This is a genomic window from Paenibacillus sp. Paensp38 (assembly GCF_059491915.1).
Genome location: NZ_CP168516.1, coordinates 761,242 through 777,596, shown reverse-complemented (window position 1 = coordinate 777,596; position 16,355 = coordinate 761,242). Strand labels below are relative to the sequence as shown.

The window sequence follows — 16,355 nt, the reverse complement described above, 5'->3', positions numbered from 1 at the left end:
GTTGTCCTCCTTGTTTTAATGAGTGCATACAATTTGCTTCTCCCAGTTCACTTCCTTGATTCCCAACGGATCTGTCGTTCGCATAACCCCCAACTGGTGCAGCTGCCCCGATACCAGTTGCTCCAATATTCGCATCCCCTCTTCCGTCCGTATGGATTGGATCCCTAGCCGCTCCATCTGCTTGCGGTATCGTTCTCCTGATACCACACCAACCTGGCCCCAATACCCCCAGTTCACCACCTTCACCTCACACGACCACTCTACGGATAGCTGGTGCGCGAATGCATCCTTAAAGGTACAGCCTGACACATAGTTGCTTTGCCCCGCTGCCTTGGTGAATGCGTTAAAGGAAGAGAAGAACAATACAAAATCCAATGCTTCTCCTTGAAATGCTCTCGCCAGGTGTACGCTCACATCTACCTTAGCCTGCAGCGATTTACAGAATTCCTCCTCCTCCATCTGTCCCAAACTCCGGTCTGACAGCACGATCGCCGAGTGTACCACACCATGGATATCTCCATACGCCTGACGTACTAATCGACACGCTTCTCCCAAGGCGGTCTCGTCCGATGCATCCGCTGCGATATACATCGGCTCGGGTCCTATCTCCGCTAACCGTACCCGCTTGCCTCGAATGGCTTCATCCTCTGTCCGCCGCCCGATCCAAACGATCTGTGCCTGGTACGTACGGATCATATATTCACTCCAGACGGTTCCCAATCCCCCCGCTCCACCTATGACTACATACACGCCCCCATGGCGGTAGCGCGTTGGATAACCCGTTTCCATCGTCACAGGGACAAGTTCCTGGCGGTACCATTCTCCTTCCCGGTTCACAAGCCCGTCTCCTTCTGCATTGGGCGGCAGGAACAGCAGCTCAGACCATGGCCACTCCACTCCCGCTTCCATATCCGCTAACCGAACCTTCCAATGGCTATATTCCTTTGCCATCGAACCGATAAAACCGTGTACACTCGCGTGGGTCGGATCGACCTCGTCGTACTTATTTACCGGTTGGGCCTGAACCGTAATCACCGTCCATTCCAACGTCCGATGTCCATACCCCAGCTGCAACATACTTTTGACGAGTCGGAATAACTGGATTACCCCATCTTCTTGGCCCTCAATAATCCGCTTCTCTTCTAGGGCCGGGATTTCCGCTTCCGGACCGATCCAGATCACATGGCGGATGCTTCCGCAATCCTCCAGTTTCCCCTGAATGTCCTCCACCGGCTCTCCGGCATGGAGAGCCACAACCTGCGCCTGCGGGTAGTATGCCATCACAGCTTCCCGTCGCTCCCGGCTCCCGCCAATCAGAACTATGTCGCTCTGAGCAGACCCGGAAGGGTCCGCTTCTTCCGTGATCCTACACGGCTCCCATACGGGCGCTACAATCACGTTCTCTGCTGCCACTTCTACTTCAGACGGTGCCAAAGGATACGTCAAAGGCTGCGTTAAAGAACGCGAACCCCCTCCCTGCAACCGTGAGGTAAATCCGCGTAGACTTACGCATAGCCTGCCTGTGTCATCGTAGACATCCACACTCCGTTTTTGCACCCGCTCTTCCTGTACTCGCTCCCCTTCTTCGCTCATGTGTACCCACATCTGGCTCGTACACGGACCGTACACGGTCAGCTCCCGCAGGCTAAATGGCAGGGCTGGAGCGCCCGCTGTGTTTTCTTGCGGCCCCAGTAGGGTCAGCCCAATGGCTGCCTGCAACGCCCCATCCATCAAGCTGGGATGAAGCACGTAATCGTGGGCTGTTACCGACACACCAGAAGGTAACGACACTCTTGCCCATACCTGGCCCGCTCCAGCCTGCACGCTTTCCAGCGAGCGCTGGCCTGCTCCATATTCAATCCCCATCGCCGCAAACGCTTCGTAACAGGCGGTAATCGGCACCTCTTGTGCACCCGCAGCCCGGTGCTCCGCCATCCGCTTCGCTATATCCTCCCGCACGCTTTCCACGTTTGTCACCACACGAGCAGTTCCTTGGCTGTACACCACATCTTCCATGGCTCCCGTTGATCCCTTGTAGATTTCATAACCAATGTCACCTTCCTCGCCCGCCATCAGACGGAGCCTTACCTCTACCGGCTGCTCTTCGACTGTGATCGGTTGCATCCAGGTCACTTGCTGTAATTGCAACGTAATCCACTCTCCCGGCTTCCCCTCCAGCGCCTGCTCCACCGCTGTTCGTGCCATTTCCAGATAGGCTACCCCTGGCAGCATCTTACGTCCCTGCACTCTGTGATCCGTCAGGAAAAATTCCTCACCGCTAAAAGTGGAACTATACCGCTGCTCCGACAATACCGAAATATTCCGGTGCAGCAACGGATGCAATCGAGAATCCGTATCCTCCCGGCTTCGCCCGGCCGCTTCCTTCCCTTCCGCCTGCGGAACCCAGTACCGATCCCGCGCAAATGGATATGTGGGTAGGCTGATACGGCACGGCCGGTTCTCTCCGTACAGCGCCTGCCAGTTCATGCTCAACCCCTTAACCCATAAATCCAACAGCTTGGCATATTTCCCTTTATAAATCCACTGACGGATCGTCTCCTGCATATCCTCATCCGTCTCCAGGGCGGATATCGTTTCCTTATAGCGTTTGACATTTCCGCGAAACCATCTGCCAGCTTTCTGATGCTCCGCATATTCCCTCAGCTGTGCTGCTAAATCCGAGACGGATTCCACGATCAGTCCCAATCGTTCTTCCATGGCTTCCCGCCCAACCTGTAGGGTATAGGCGATGGACTCCAGCCTGTCGTCGCCGTAATCCCCCTGCTCCATCGCCTCAAGCAATTGAAGCACTTGCTCTTGCAACCGCTGCTCATCCTTGCCTGACAGAACAATCATCACGGGTGTGCGTGGTGCAGCGCCGAAATGGTCCATACGGTTCTCCTGCGGAATGTATTCCTCCACCAGCACATGTGCATTCGCTCCTCCGGCTCCAAAGGATGAAATGCCTGCAATACGCGGAAAATCCTTTACCGTACCGTTCATTTCAATCTGAGGTCGTTTCCATTCTGCCAGTTCCTGCTGGAGTACGAAAGGAGTATCCTCAAATGGGATCTCCGGATTCTGCGTCTTTGAATGCAGCGTTGGAGCCAATTGACCATGCTTCATTTGCATCAATACTTTGGTTAAAGCCGCAATGCCTGCCGCGCTTTCACAATGTCCGATATTGGACTTAACAGAGCCAAGAGAACAAAATTGCTTGTCAAGGGTAGATTTTTCATAGGCCTGCTTCAAGCCTTCTATTTCAATGGGATCACCTAGGGCTGTTCCTGTACCATGCGCTTCCACATAACTAACGGACCTTGGATGAATTCCAGCACGCTCCAGTGCATCGGAAACAACTTGCGACTGTGCCGCGGGACTAGGCACCGTATAGCCGTTAGTTTTTCCTCCAGAGTTCAACATGCTTCCACGGATAATTCCATAAATATGATCACCGTCTGCTACGGCTCTACGGAGAGGCTTTAGAATGACGGCTCCTACACCTTCACCATCAACAAAACCATCTGCCTCATCACCAAAAGACTTGCATTGTTTGCCTGTACTTAACATATTCATGTCTGTTAGTTTCAAGTAGTGGGCGGGATCCACAATCAAATTGACTCCACCTGCAATAGCACAGTCACTAGTCCCACTTCGCAAACTTTCCATCGCCAAATGAAGAGCTGTCAGCGAAGAGGAGCAGGCCGTATCTACCGCTAGACTGGGTCCTCGGAAATCAAGAGTGTACGAGATTCGATTAGCGACAGACCAGTATGAAGCACCTGTCGGATAATGCGCATTCATAATCCCCACAAACACTCCCACTCTTTGATGTTCACCGAGAGAAGTAGGAGTATACCCTGCATCTTCAATTGTGGTATAAACGGTTTCCAAAAAAATGCGTTCCTGCGGATCCATTAGTTCTGCTTCACGGGGGGATATACGAAAAAATAAAGGGTCGAATTTATCAGCATCGTCAATAAATCCACCCCATTTTGTATAAATTGATCCTTTCGTGCCTTTCGCTCCCTTGAAATAATCCGCCCAATTCCACCTGTCCTGTGGAATCTCCTGAATACAATTTTTCCCTTTCTGGATATTATTCCAAAAGTCATTAATATTTTTGGCTTGCGCATAACGTCCGGACAAACCAATTACAGCCACTTCATGGTCAAAATTAGAACTCACCTCTAGCTTAAAATCAGGCTCGTCAGGCAGATATAGATGATTTTCAAAAGCGTTAGCCCGTATTCGTACATTGGGGAATTTTAGGGCTGTATAATTCTGTATAGCCTGATTCTCCTTCGGTTCCTCTTCAATACCGACAAGTGCTATTAAATCAGCTTCTCTAGTACGGATAAAATGATCCACCAATTCACGGATCGTGGAGTGCTCAAAAAATAAAGTACTACTTACATTCTTCATTATTTTTTTGAATTCACTTGTCACTTGAACCACAAGAATAGAATCCAGACCGTAATCGGCTAAAGGCTTCTCACTATCCAGCTGCTCTGGAGGAATTTTAAACACCTTGCCAATTAGCGTTTTAAAGAAGTGTTCACTTTTTTGACGAAACAGGCCTCCGTTCATTTGAGACATATGTGTCGCTACTGGCACCTGGTTCCATCGCTGACATGTGTAAGTCTCTGTCTCTTCGTGTTGCCCGCTCCTAAGCGATATATTTAGCTGCTTTTTTTGACGAATGACGCCATCACTTTCAGCCTGAATAATTTGTTGTCCCAATCGATGTTCCCCTGCCGCAGGAAAAGTTACTGAATGAAATCCTTCATGATGCAGCACTTTCTCCCACATTTCAGGATAAAGCCCCGGGCACCCCGGGATACGTACTGCCGTATCCTCATACATCCACCACCCTTCCAACAAACCAAAAGTCAAATGCGTAAATAGGGTATTAGCGGTAACCTCATTTAAAAGAAGCCATCCATTCCGAGACGTACAAGCTTTTACATTCCTTAATGTGTGTCTTATATTGTGAGTGGCGTGCAGCACATTAGTGGCGATAATCAAATCAAAACCACCTTCATCAATGTTCTGTGCGGCAACAGGCTCTTCAATATTCAAAAGCTTATACGTCATCGGTATTTTTCGTGAGTTGTATTTCTCCTGCGCATGGATGAGGAAAGCTCTAGATACGTCAGTGTAGCAATATTCTTCAATATATTCTTGAAAAGGTTCCAGTCTGCTTAACACCGCCTCGCTGGTCCCCCCGGTGCCCGCCCCGATTTCCAATATGCGAATACGTGCAGACAAGTTTCGATCGATACACCCCGTAACATATGCAACAACTTGATCGGACAAAATATCGTTAAAATAGTCGGCAACAGGATTGTTCTGGTAAACATTCTCCACCAGCTTCATAGATCCATTCGGAAACATAATATCGGTAGCAGGATAAGCCCCGCTCAGAATATCAGACAAATGAAACAACATCGGCTCTAACAGATGAATTCTGGATTGTAAGTCTGGATTGTACAAAATCCATTCCTTCTTTTTTTTGTCCCATTCTTCCACAAGTTCATCTAATGGCATAAAACTAGACTCCTCGTTTCTAGCCAGTATGGCTAAACTTTCGTTTAGCCACTTCATGTACATGCTGTTAATTTTCCCGTTCACACGTATCTCGTTGATTTCCAAATTACAATCCGGGTACACTCCTAATTGTTTTAGCTGGCTACCTAACCATTTCAGAAGGAATGTGTTCATCAAGTTCATCGACTCGCTAAATAAATCCAGACGCTTCGTTATTTTCATGACCATCTCTCCATCTGCTTATTTCCGCCAGACCATTAGGGGCATAGCGGACTTCACATATACCGCCCTTTCGCCGCGTTGCATTATCCATGAAATTTAAAAATCTGTGCGCACCATACCTACATTGTAATGAACTCACCCCAGTTCACTTCCTTGATTCCCAACGGATCTGTCGTTCGCATGACCCCCAACTGGTGCAGCTGTCCCGATACCAGTTGCTCCAATATTCGCATCCCCTCTTCCGTCCGTATGGATTGGATCCCTAGCCGCTCCATCTGCTTGCGGTATCGTTCTCCTGATACCACACCAACCTGGCCCCAATACCCCCAGTTCACCACCTTCACCTCACACGACCACTCTACGGATAGCTGGTGCGCGAATGCATCCTTAAAGGTACAGCCTGACACATAGTTGCTTTGTCCCGCTGCCTTGGTGAATGCGTTAAAGGAAGAGAAGAACAATACAAAATCCAAGGTTTCTCCTTGAAATGCTCTCGCCAGGTGTACGCTCACATCTACCTTAGCCCGCAGCGATTTACAGAATTCCTCCTCCTCCATCTGTCCCAAACTCCGGTCTGACAGCACGATCGCCGAGTGTACCACACCATGGATATCTCCATACGCCTGACGTACTAATCGACACGCTTCTCCCAAGGCGGTCTCGTCCGATGCATCCGCTGCGATATACATCGGCTCGGGTCCGATCCCTGCTAACTGTTCCCGCTTAGCTCGGATGGCTTCATCCTCTGTCCGCCGCCCGATCCAAACGATCTGTGCCTGGTACGTACGGATCATATATTCACTCCAGACGGTTCCCAATCCCCCCGCTCCACCTATGACTACATACACGCCCCCATGGCGGTAGCGCGTTGGATAACCCGTTTCCATCGTCACAGGGACAAGTTCCTGGCGGTACCATTCTCCTTCCCGGTTCACAAGCCCGTCTCCTTCTGCATTGGGCGGCAGGAACAGCAGCTCAGACCATGGCCACTCCACTCCCGCTTCCATATCCGCTAACCGAACCTTCCAATGGCTATATTCCTTTGCCATCGAACCGATAAAACCGTGTACACTCGCGTGGGTCGGATCGACCTCGTCGTACTTATTTACCGGTTGGGCCTGAACCGTAATCACCGTCCATTCCAACGTCCGATGTCCATACCCCAGCTGCAACATACTTTTGACGAGTCGGAATAACTGGATTACCCCATCTTCTTGGCCCTCAATAATCCGCTTCTCTTCTAGGGCCGGGATTTCCGCTTCCGGACCGATCCAGATCACATGGCGGATGCTTCCGCAATCCTCCAGTTTCCCCTGAATGTCCTCCACCGGCTCTCCGGCATGGAGAGCCACAACCTGCGCCTGCGGGTAGTATGCCATCACAGCTTCCCGTCGCTCCCGGCTCCCGCCAATCAGAACTATGTCGCTCTGAGCAGACCCGGAAGGGTCCGCTTCTTCCGTGATCCTACACGGCTCCCATACGGGCGCTACAATCACGTTCTCTGCTGCCACTTCTACTTCAGACGGTGCCAAAGGATACGTCAAAGACTGCGTTAAGGAACGCGAACCCCCTCCCTGCGGCCGTGAGGTAAATCCGCGTAGACTTACGCATAGCCTGCCTGTGTCATCGTAGACATCCACACTCCGTTTTTGCACCCGCTCTTCCTGTACTCGCTCCCCTTCTTCGCTCATGTGTACCCACATCTGGCTTGTACACGGACCGTACACGGTCAGCTCCCGCAGGCTAAATGGCAGGGCTGGAGCGCCCGCTGTGTTTTCTTGCGGCCCCAGTAGGGTCAGCCCAATGGCTGCCTGCAACGCCCCATCCATCAAGCTGGGATGAAGCACGTAATCGTGGGCTGTTACCGACACACCAGAAGGTAACGACACTCTTGCCCATACCTGGTCCGCTCCAGCCTGCACGCTTTCCAGCGAGCGCTGGCCTGCTCCATATTCAATCCCCATCGCCGCAAACGCTTCGTAACAGGCGGTAATCGGCACCTCTTGTGCACCCGCAGCCCGGTGCTCCGCCATCCGCTTCGCTATATCCTCCCGCACGCTTTCCACGTTTGTCACCACACGAGCAGTTCCTTGGCTGTACACCACATCTTCCATGGCTCCCGTTGATCCCTTGTAGATTTCATAACCAATGTCACCTTCCTCGCCCGCCATCAGACGGAGCCTTACCTCTACCGGCTGCTCTTCGACTGTGATCGGTTGCATCCAGGTCACTTGCTGTAATTGCAACGTAATCCACTCTCCCGGCTTCCCCTCCAGCGCCTGCTCCACCGCTGTTCGTGCCATTTCCAGATAGGCTACCCCTGGCAGCATCTTACGTCCCTGCACTCTGTGATCCGTCAGGAAAAATTCCTCACCGCTAAAAGTGGAACTATACCGCTGCTCCGACAATACCGAAATATTCCGGTGCAGCAACGGATGCAATCGAGAATCCGTATCCTCCCGGCTTCGCCCGGCCGCTTCCTTCCCTTCCGCCTGCGGAACCCAGTACCGATCCCGCGCAAATGGATATGTGGGTAGGCTGATACGGCACGGCCGGTTCTCTCCGTACAGCGCCTGCCAGTTCATGCTCAACCCCTTAACCCATAAATCCAACAGCTTGGCATATTTCCCTTTATAAATCCACTGACGGATCATCTCCTGCATATCCTCATCCGTCTCCAGGGCGGATATCGTTTCCTTATAGCGTTTGACATTTCCGCGAAACCATCTGCCAGCTTTCTGATGCTCCGCATATTCCCTCAGCTGTGCTACTAAATCCGAGACGGATTCCACGATCAGTCCCAATCGTTCTTCCATGGCTTCCCGTCCAACCTGTAGGGTATAGGCGATGGACTCCAACCTGTCGTCGCCGTAATCCCCCTGCTCCATCGCTTCAAGCAATTGAAGCACTTGCTCTTGCAACCGCTGCTCATCCTTACCTGACAGAACAACCATTACGGGTGTGCGCGGTGTTGCTCCGAAATGCTCCTTACGGTTCTCCTGCGGAATATATTCCTCCACCAGCACATGTGCATTCGCTCCTCCAAAACCAAAGGAACTTATTCCTGCTCGTCTTGGCAGCTCCTTACCCTCATTATCCAACTGAGGCTCCCACTTACAGGTCTCCTGAACGATATAGAAGGGGCTTTCCTCCAGCTCAATATACGGATTCACTGTCTCTAAGTGCAGATTCTTCACAAGCGTTTGATTCTTCATTTGCAACACAACTTTAATTAAACCAACGATGCCAGCCGCCATCTCCAAATGTCCGATATTAGTTTTCACAGTTCCCAATCCGCAATAGCCGGATTTGTCACTACCGTTATGATCCCGATTCTTTAATTCCTGGAAGGCCTGCTTCAGTGCATTGATTTCAATAGGATCTCCTAGAGGCGTACCGCTACCGTGAGCTTCGATATAACCTACTGTATCAGGTCTGATCCCAGCCCTTTGGTACACAGATTTTAATAATTCTGCCTGTGACTTCGGATTAGGCGCGGTCAAAGAGTTGGCTCTTCCTCCATGATTTTCTCCCGTTGCTCTAATAACTGCATAGATATGGTCACCGTCCAGTTCAGCATCCTTCAATTTTTTGAGGAGTATCATACCAACTCCTTCACTTCTGACGTAACCATTCGCTTGGTCCGAAAAGGTCTTACATCTTCCATCCTTGCTGAGCATCCCCGCTTTATGGAAGCTCTTATAATCTTCCGGACTAAGCAGCGTATTAACGCCGCCTGCCACAGCCGTTTCGCAATCACCATTTCTGATCGCCTGAACTGCTCTGTGAACTGCAATCAAAGAACTGGAACAAGCAGTTTCAATAGGCTCACTAGGACCGTGAATATCAAGAAAGTAGCTCATCCTGTTCGGTCCCACGGAGGGCACCTTCCCTGTGGATGAATATCCCTCGACGACTGTACCAGACTTGGTAAGCAGCTCACTGTAGCCAGTTCTTCCTGTGCCTACAAACAATCCCATTCCGGTTCCTGATACTGCTTTAGCCGAATACCCAGCATCTTCTAAAACCTTCCAAACATAGGTCATTAGCAAACGCTGCTGAGGATCCATCAGTTCGGCTTCTCGAGGAGTAATCCCAAAGAACAGGGCATCAAATTCATCCACTCCACTTATAAAACCTCCCCACGGCACCTCCGAATTCACACCTGGATCACAGGTGCCCCATTCCTGGCGTTCACGAGGAATCTTAGTAATACAGTCTTTACCTTGGACAAGATTTTGCCATAACTCATCTACATTTTCGGCCATAGGGAAAATTCCACTTATTCCGATGATAGCCACTGGTTCCAGAACTGCATGTTCTTGTAGGACAGGAGCAACAAATCTGGGGTTCATACGTCTGGAATGAAGGCTTGCTGTTTCTTCCCATTTCCAAGCTCCTAAGTCATTTTTCGTTTCCGATGGTTCTGGCAATGCTTCTCCATACCCTAGTTGCTCTGGCGCCTGCCAATTGAAAAAGTCACGGTGTTCTAGTAACAGATACTTCGCAAATTCCCGAATTCCTGAATATTCAAAAAATAGAGCTGGCGTTATATCCAATTCGTAAGCCTGATTAAGACGATTAGCCAGTTGAGTTAATGAAATAGAGTCAAATCCATATTCTCCCCATTCAGCATCATCATCAATATCCTTAGCATTCACATCCAAAACATTGGATATTGCTTCCGCCAAAATCATAAGCACCTTATGCAACAGTTTTTCCGTACTATCAGCAGCTGTCGAACGTGGTTGAATCGGCTTGGTCTTCGCTTTTTTTAAGGTAAGCAGTTTATCCCTCATTCGCGAAACCTGACCATATATGCCCATAACCTGTTTTCTCCCTGAAGACATGGCCTGATAAAAAATATCCAATCCGGTTTGAATGCTAATTGACTGCATGCCAGTATTTTGTAGCATGAACTTCTCGGTATCCGTATCCATACGCATACCTCCGTCCCTCCAAAGGGGCCAATCCATTACCAGAGTTTGTCCTTTTCGCTGACAAGAAGTCTCCAATCCGGACCGATATTCAGCGTAGCTGTCCATAAACAAATTGGCCATCGCATAATCAGATTGTCCAGCATTCCCCAAAATCCCGGCAGCAGATGAAAATAGAACAAAAAAGTCTAAATCAAACTCTTGGCTTTCTTCATCCAAATACAATGTGCCAGCAACCTTGGGAGCCATTACCTTCTTTACTTCTTCCGCCTGCTTGTTCAAAATGAAACTGTCGTAGATCGCACCTGCACTGTGGATAATACCATTTAAAGCCCCAAACTCCTCTTTAATGCTTTCCATCAACACACGGACTGCTTGACGATCTGTAATATCTGTCCTTTTGTATAAAACTCTAGCCCCGGATGCTTCAAATTCAGTTAGTTTGGACTTCACAAGTTCATTCAGTGGAGATCTCCCAGCGAGAATCACAGTCGGACAGCGAGAGTTTCTTACCATTTCTTCGCAAAAAATAAGTCCCAATCCCCCTGCACCACCGGTAATCAGATATATTCCATTATCCTTCCAAGGCTTCATGGCCTCGGACTGTCTACTAATTTCCTCCCACTCCGAGACCCAACGTCTTTCCTCATGGTAACGAACATGCAGACCCGGTGAGCATTGAGCGTTTTCTGTAATCATTCTAATAAGTTGATCCGCCGTTTCAACTGTACTAATCTCCAGCATTTGTCCTATAATTTTGCTGCTTTCAATTTGCGCGGTTTTGAGCAAGCCTAATAGGCCAGTGAACATATAACGTTCTAGCGGATTGAAAGCTACAATCTGCACTAGCACCTGTCCATTGGCCTGATCTCGAATAATTTTTTGTACTTCTCCCAATGCCTGTAATGCATAATCCTGATATCTATCTACCGCATGTATGGCCTTGGAAAGCAGGGAGACACACACCACATCACGAAGTCCTTTTCGTATTGGTCCTATCCATCTTTCATCAGGTTCACAAAGCAAGACTACGTGCTTGATGCATTCCGTAGTTAGGACTGCCTGTTCAATGGTTTGCTGTTTCCATACAGGTGACAGCATTAATGTAGAAATATCGGGCTTATCCGTTACTTCTTCCTTTAAAATTCTTGAAGTAAGTCCATTCATTCGAATACAGATATTCCCCGCATCATCGCAGATATCGACATCCACTCTTAACAATGAGCTTCCTGCATCATATCCTTCACTGTAACGAATACACGCCCACATGGTAGAAGTGCAGGACTGTAAGATAAGAATTTCTTGTAAGGCAAACGGCAAAAGTGGATTGTTCCCTGTCTGTCGCTGACTAAGCAATCCGATGGTTGCCTGCAATGCTGAATCGACCACACCCGGATGCAGAACATATGCCTTCCCTGAACCACTCGTCACCAGTGGCAGACGCAGTTTCGCTAGAACCTGATCTGTCCCAGCATAGAGCACTTCAATTCCTCGATGTCCTTCACCGTAAGAATAACCCATTTTTTCAAAAGCTTCATAACAAGCTGCCCCCGTCATGCTAGTTTGATTACAGGCTGCTTGTAGACTTGAGATATCCAGTGTTTGTGTTTTGATGTTCGTGCATATTTCGATTCGGCCCTGGCTGTTTACAAAATTATCCGAACCATCCTCAGACTTTCTGTAGATGGTATAACCAATCTCTCCTCTATCCTCCATGTATAATCCGATATGTACTTCAACAGGCAGCGTATCAACCATCACCGGACTGGCCCATACCACATTTTTTAATTTGATGGTAAGTTGATCTGCTGAAGACATGTTTGTCGCCAACTCTGCGGCTTTTCTTGCCATTTCCAAATGTGCCACACCTGGCAGGACTTTATGTCCTCTGATCTGGTGATCAGTCAAAAAGAATTCCTCACCCGTAAATGTGGAGCTGTATCTTTGCTCAGTTAAATCTGATGTATTGCGGTGAAGCAACGGATGAATATAGGCCGATCCTGCCGCTGAAGAATATACGCTGTCCTTTATGTCAGTTCGGGACCGTTCGGATATCCAGTACCGTTCCTTGGCAAACGGATATACTGGAAGACTCATTCTTGTAGGAATGTCCGCTTCGTATATTTGAGTCCAATCGATATCTACTCCCTTTACCCAAAGATCCAGAAGTTTTGTGTACTTTTTCTTCTGAATCCATGCCGATACGGCTTTCTTCATATCCTCATCTGCTAATAGCAACATCACCGACTCTTTATTACGCTTGCTTCTCCCCCTATAAATATCCTTAAAATCTCCTTTTTTCTCATAAAACAACTTGAGTTTTTCTTCCAGTTCCTTGACAGAACCCACCATCAAACCCAAACGTTCCTCCATAGCCTCTCTACCTACTTGAAGGGTATAAGCCACGTTCCGTAAATGATCATCTTGAATTTGCCCTTCTTCTATAAAAGCCAGCAGCTGATGTACCTTTGCAAACAGCCTGTCTTCATTTTTTGCGGATAATACAACGATGGCTTTTTCACCTGAGTTCACATCAAATGAAGCTATGGATTCAACAGGTTCCGTAAATTCCTCCATAATTACATGTGCATTGGCCCCACCCGCTCCAAAAGAGGAGATGCCAGCGATTCTAGGATATTCCTTTCGCTCCCCATCCATCTCCACCACAGGACGGTTCCAATCCGATAATTGCCTTTGAACCACAAATGGAGTGTCTGAAAAGGGAATGTTGGGATTCAATTGTTTCACATGTAAAGTGGGTACAATTTTTCGATATTTCATTTGTAAAATTATCTTAGTCATGCCTGCCATACCAGCAGCCGCTTCCAAATGTCCAATATTACTTTTAACTGAGCCAATTGCACAAAATTGTGATTGCTTCGTAGATGCCCTAAACGCTTGCGTAAGTCCGGTAACTTCAATAGGATCTCCTAGGAGAGTTCCAGTTCCATGAGCTTCGATATAACTGATGGCTCGAGCATCTATACCCGCTCTATCCATAGCAGTCCGAATAAGCTCTGCTTGAGCAGATGGATTAGGGACCGTATATCCATTCGTTTTACCGCCGTGATTTATACTTGTTCCACGGATACAGCCATAAATATGATCTTTATCTGCTGTCGCTCTGGACAACGGCTTTAATATAAATACGCCCACTCCCTCCCCGGGGACAAATCCGTTGGCATCCTGCCCGAAGCTTTTACATTTTCCATCCACCGACAGCATGTGCTGTCCGCATAGCTGTACATAGCTGGAAGGATGCAGGTATAGATTAACGGCTCCTGCAATGGCTACTTCACATTGACCATGACGAAGGTGCTCACAAGCTTCATGTATAGCTGTCAAAGATGATGAACACATTGTATCAATCGGCATGCTAGGTCCATTCAAATTCAACAAATAAGACACCCGATTCGCTAACGAACTGAATGATGTATGCGGAAACAAAGTCTCTCCCTGCCTCCACATATCTGGCCCATACAGATTAAATCCTGTTTTGGTAATTCCCGCAAATACACCCACTCTTCCTTGGTGACGTGTCTTCAGTTGCTCGCGTGTATAAGCTGCATCCTCCAGTGCTTCCCAACAAGCTTGTATAAACAAGCGCTCCTGTGGGTCCATGCTCATAGCTTCCCGAGGAGAGATATTAAAAAACAAAGGATCAAAATCAGCAAATCCTCGGACAAATCCCCCCCATTTGCTATAGCTTTTATTTTGAAGAATTGCTTCTTCACGATCCGGATGATAAAAAGAGTCCAGCTCCCATCGTTCCTCATCCAGTTCTGTTATACAATCTTTTCCACTTACTAAATTGGACCAGAATTCTTGTAGATGATCTGCTTGAGGATAATGACCACTTATACCGATAATGGCAATTGGATCCACCTCTTTTTCAGTTGACGACGGAATTCCAATTCGGGATTTTCGCTTAGCTCCATGACGCGGCACCAGAACCGGTCCTCTCTGCCGGACATCTTTTGCTGTTTTCAAAGATTCCTCTGGAGCTGCATATGAGGAAGTCAATCCTGTCCACAGTATACAAGCTTCCCGAAAATTAGAAATGAAATAAAGGGCTAATTCTTGTAAAGTCCTACATTCATAAAAGATAGTTTTTGAACATTCCCCGAAAATACGCTCCAGCTTCTGATTTAGCTGCAAGATGAGTATAGAATCAATTCCGTAACTTTCTAATGGTTCAAAGATATCAATACGTTCTTCATCCCATTTTATTTCCTCTGCAAGCAACGACTTGAGCTTAGACACTGTTTCTTCCATTAGCCGTTCATGGTCTACTTCCACTGGCTGTTTTATAATTGCAGCTGCAGACTGCCCATCAATACCCCTTTTCAAATAATCACCTATTTTTAACCGATTCCCTTTGACCAACATTATTTGTTCCTGACCCAGACTGAATGCTTTATAGAAAGCTCGAATGCCTGTCTCTGTTGAAATGGGGGACATCCCCGTACGCTCTTCCAATATTTTGGCAATGGATTCATCAATCTGCATGCCGCCTTCTCTCCACAGTGGCCAGTTTATGGATTGCGTCCGACCATGCCGAGATCCAAGCTCCCGCAAATCATTCCGGTAGCCTGCATAGGCGTCCAGAAATGCATTTGCTGCAGCATAATCGACCTGACCGGGGTTTCCAAGCGCACCAGCCACTGATGAAAACAATATAATAAAGTCCAATTGCATGCCTTTGGTTGCCTCGTCCAAACACAATAATCCTGACACTTTGGGCGCAAGGACAGCTCTAAACTCTTCTGAATTTTTATTGACAATGTAATGATCTTGAATGATCCCGGCACTATGAATAATACCGTTAACATGACCATACTCTCTCTCTATGGTATTTATGAATTCAACTACTCCCTCTTTGTCATTCAAATCCTGGTTTTTATAAATAACATGTGCCCCTAACTTCTGAAGCTCACATATCCACTTCTCCTTATGCTCATCCAGAGGAGAACGACCCATAAGAATGATAGTGGAAGATTGTGTATTCTCCGCAATCTCTCTGGCAAAAATCTTTCCTAACCCTCCAGTACCTCCTGTCACTAAATACAGACCACCATCTCGCCATGGTGTAGCCTGTTCCAACCAATCTTGGATACCTTCGTCCTCTAATATAAATTCCCAATGCATAACCTGCCTTTTCCCATTGATATAACGAATATGACTATCTGACGGACTATTCTTATTTTCTGCAAGTTTTTGAATCAAAAGGCCCTCGTCTTCATTCGTATCCACTTCAATCAGCTGCCCAGATAGTTTTGGATATTCAAGCTGCGCCGTTTTCAATATCCCGGCAAGCCCTGTAAAAAGCCTGCCTTCACCTTCACGGCTAACTATAATTTGAACAAGGATATCCTGATAAGTTCGGTCTTGAATTAACTGCTGGATAGTTTCAAATACCTGAACGGTGTAAGCCTGATACCGCTCTTCTACGGAAGTGTGTTCGGACTGTAGAGAAATACAAGTTGTTCCGTTAAGCTGAACATCTATGAGTTCACACATAGATGGATCCATCTCACAAAGCATGACAACATGCCGAAAATGTACTGACAGCGTTCTCTTCTCTGTGATAGCCTGTTCTTTCCATCTCGGCTCAAGCATCATTGTACTTGTCATGGCCAAAACCCT

Annotated in this window: 2 protein-coding genes; both read right to left on the bottom strand. The window is 47.9% G+C overall.

Annotated features, from left to right (window positions below):
- Positions 1 to 15: 15 nt before the first annotated feature.
- Positions 16 to 5,772 (bottom strand): SDR family NAD(P)-dependent oxidoreductase, encoded by a 5,757-nt coding sequence (locus tag ACEN8J_RS03565; RefSeq protein ID WP_495594238.1) that lies wholly within the window; start codon positions 5,770 to 5,772, stop codon positions 16 to 18.
- A gap of 119 nt (positions 5,773 to 5,891) precedes the next feature.
- Positions 5,892 to 16,343: an SDR family NAD(P)-dependent oxidoreductase gene (locus tag ACEN8J_RS03560; RefSeq protein WP_495594237.1), complete on the bottom strand. Its 10,452-nt coding sequence runs from the start codon at positions 16,341 to 16,343 to the stop codon at positions 5,892 to 5,894.
- Between the last annotated feature and the right edge of the window lie 12 nt (positions 16,344 to 16,355).